The organism is Actinomadura sp. NPDC000929, assembly GCF_040492065.1.
Classification (GTDB): Bacteria; Actinomycetota; Actinomycetes; order Streptosporangiales; family Streptosporangiaceae; genus Spirillospora; species Spirillospora verrucosospora.
The window spans coordinates 1-2375 of record NZ_JBEUPA010000311.1; the positions used below are offsets into that span (position 1 = coordinate 1).

Here is a 2375-nt window from a genome sequence, read left to right on the forward strand (position 1 = left end):
CCGCCCTCGGACTCCCCGACGACCCCGACCAACCCCACACCGTCACCGACCAACTCGACGGCACCACCTACACATGGCGCGGATCGAACTACGTCCGCCTCGACCCGCACACCAAGCCCGCACACGTCTTCACGTTCGAAAGGAACGGACGTGTGCGGGCCGGTGGCGGGCAGGGCGGCGGGGCTAGCCGGAGCCGGCGCCGCTGAGCACGCGGTCCTCGATGGACCGGCAGCCGGTGAACACCGAGCCGAGGCCCTCGCGGTCGACGATCTCGCGGAGCTTGGCCGGCATCGCCGGCAGCGCCAGGCAGCCGCCCTCGGCGGCGACGCGCCAGCGGATGCCGAGCAGGATCGGCAGCGGGTCGCAGCGCACGCCGAGCCGGTCGTGCATCCGCACCATCAGGTGCCGCAGGTCGCCCTCGACCAGCGTGGTCAGCGTCTCCCCGAGCCGCGGCACGGTCACCTCGTCCAGCACCCCCGACAGGTGGACGACGGTGTGGTCGCCGTCGCCGGCCTCCGTCGTGGTGATCTTCAGTTCGGACGGCGCGGGCGGCGTCGGGGTGAGGCCGGCGTCCCCCGGATGCAGCGCGCGGATCGCGTCGAGCACGTGCGTGGTGTCGACCTCCCCCGGCGCCGGCTCCGGCGCGGGCGCGGCCGTCGCCGACCCGACGTCGGCGAACACGGGGACGAGCCGGTCCAGCCCGGTGAGGCGCAGCGCCCGCCGGACGTGCGCCGACAGGGCCGGCACCACGGCCCGCAGCGGGCAGCCGAGCAACTGCGCCCGCGTCTCGGCCCGCGCCATCAGCACGAGCCCGGCCGCGTCCAGCAGGACCGCGTCACCGAAGTCGACCACGACCCCGCCGCGCCGCACGCCCCGCCTGCCGGGCGCGCCCGCGCAGGCGAGCGTCAGCGCCTTGCTCACCTCCTCCCGGATCCCCGCGTAGTTCTGCCAACTGATCTGTGCCGGCAGGCTGAGCACGATGAACCCTCGCCGGGTCTCGGTGCTCAGGCCCGGCACCGCCGTGTCCTTCATCTGTCACGTTCCGATCGGAGTGCGGGCCGCCGCGCGGGCGGGCCGGTGCGAGGCGGTCAGGTGGCCGGGCGGTCGGGACCCCGGCCGCTCGTCCGGGTAGGGCGGGCGGCCGCCCCGCACGACGCCCGTGAGCCGGGACGCCGCGAGGCGCTCGATGGTCCGTTCCTCGGGCCGCACCCCCAGATGGGCGCAGCAGCACCACAGGTCGTCCACGCAGCGCCGCACGCGCTCCACCGGAATGTCGGCGAAACGGACGCGCAGCCGTGCCACGAGGTCATCCCGCGTCGGTACGACCGATGGCGACTTCTCCCAGCGCTCCACTGTCCCTCCGATCGCTTCTGGACGGGCGAATTCCGTCCGAACTGAGCAGAACCCGCCGAACTGACGGGTTCTGAGGTTGGAAATGACCTACCCGAGGGTTGCGACAGAAAAAGCGACGAACCTAAAAACACGGACATGACACAACCTCAGCGCGGCAAGTATTCACGGCGCCGGAAGCCACGCGCCGTGCCGGGAATCGCCGTTTTTTTGCGCTGCTTTTCCGCGCGCTGCCCGGCCGCGACCGGGCGATGACCTTCCCGGCGGGCGGCCGCGCGCCCGGACGTCCCGCGAATCCGGGCGATCTACCCCGGTCATGGGCGCGCTCGCGCGGCGGGGCGGCGCCGCCGGGCTCCGAAACCGGACACGCGGTCACGGACCGTACTGAAGCTTTTACGGATGGTTGCCTGTCGCGCACGCACCTGGCCGGGCCGGAGGGAATTGCTGATCTAGATGTCTCCAACAGACCCGGGGTGACCCATGGACGGCCAGCCGAAGAACTTCACCCGCAGCACCCGACCGGACCGGGGCGGCGACGGGCTCACCTCACCGGGAACCGGGGACGTGCCCGTGGAGGACGCCCCCCGGCCGGCCGCGGGACCGGCCGCCGGCCCCATCCCCGACCCGTTCGACGAGGACACCCCGCGCACGCCGGACTGGTTCAAGACGGCGGTGTTCTACGAGGTGTCGGTCCGGGGTTTCGCCGATTCCAACAACGACGGGTACGGCGACCTGCGCGGGCTGATCTCCAAGCTGGACCATCTGCAATGGCTCGGCGTGGACTGCCTGTGGCTGCTGCCCATCTACCAGTCGCCGCTCAAGGACGGCGGCTACGACATCGCCAACTACACCAGCATCCTCCCCGACTTCGGGGAACTCGGAGACTTCGTCGAGCTGATCGAGCAGGCGCACGCGCGCGGCATCCGGGTGATCGCGGATCTGGTGATGAACCACACCTCCGACCAGCACCCCTGGTTCCAGGCGTCGCGGACCGATCCCGACGGGCCGTTCGGGGACTTCTACAT

General features: G+C 71.9%; 4 protein-coding genes. 2 read left to right on the forward strand and 2 right to left on the reverse strand.

The genetic code is table 11. The features are described from left to right. A partial coding sequence (locus ABWI04_RS42480) for a hypothetical protein (RefSeq protein WP_353835951.1) occupies window positions 1–206 on the forward strand: 206 nt, incomplete at its 5' end. Here the strand turns inward: ABWI04_RS42480 and ABWI04_RS42485 are convergent. Together ABWI04_RS42485 and ABWI04_RS42490 are read right to left on the reverse strand one after the other, a co-directional pair. Next, window positions 184–1032 carry an STAS domain-containing protein gene (locus ABWI04_RS42485; RefSeq protein ID WP_353835952.1) on the reverse strand — a complete coding sequence of 283 codons (849 nt, stop codon included), beginning with the start codon at window positions 1030–1032 and terminating at the stop codon, window positions 184–186. The genes ABWI04_RS42480 and ABWI04_RS42485 overlap by 23 nt on opposite strands. 3 nt (window positions 1033–1035) lie before the next feature. Further along, on the reverse strand, window positions 1036–1302 hold the full coding sequence (locus ABWI04_RS42490; protein WP_345187862.1) for a hypothetical protein: 267 nt from the start codon (window positions 1300–1302) through the stop codon (window positions 1036–1038). A 528-nt stretch (window positions 1303–1830) separates the two neighbouring features. On the opposite strand from ABWI04_RS42490, the gene ABWI04_RS42495 reads away from it, so the two are divergent. Next, the coding region (locus ABWI04_RS42495; RefSeq protein ID WP_353835953.1) for an alpha-amylase family glycosyl hydrolase at window positions 1831–2375 on the forward strand (545 nt) is incomplete at its 3' end.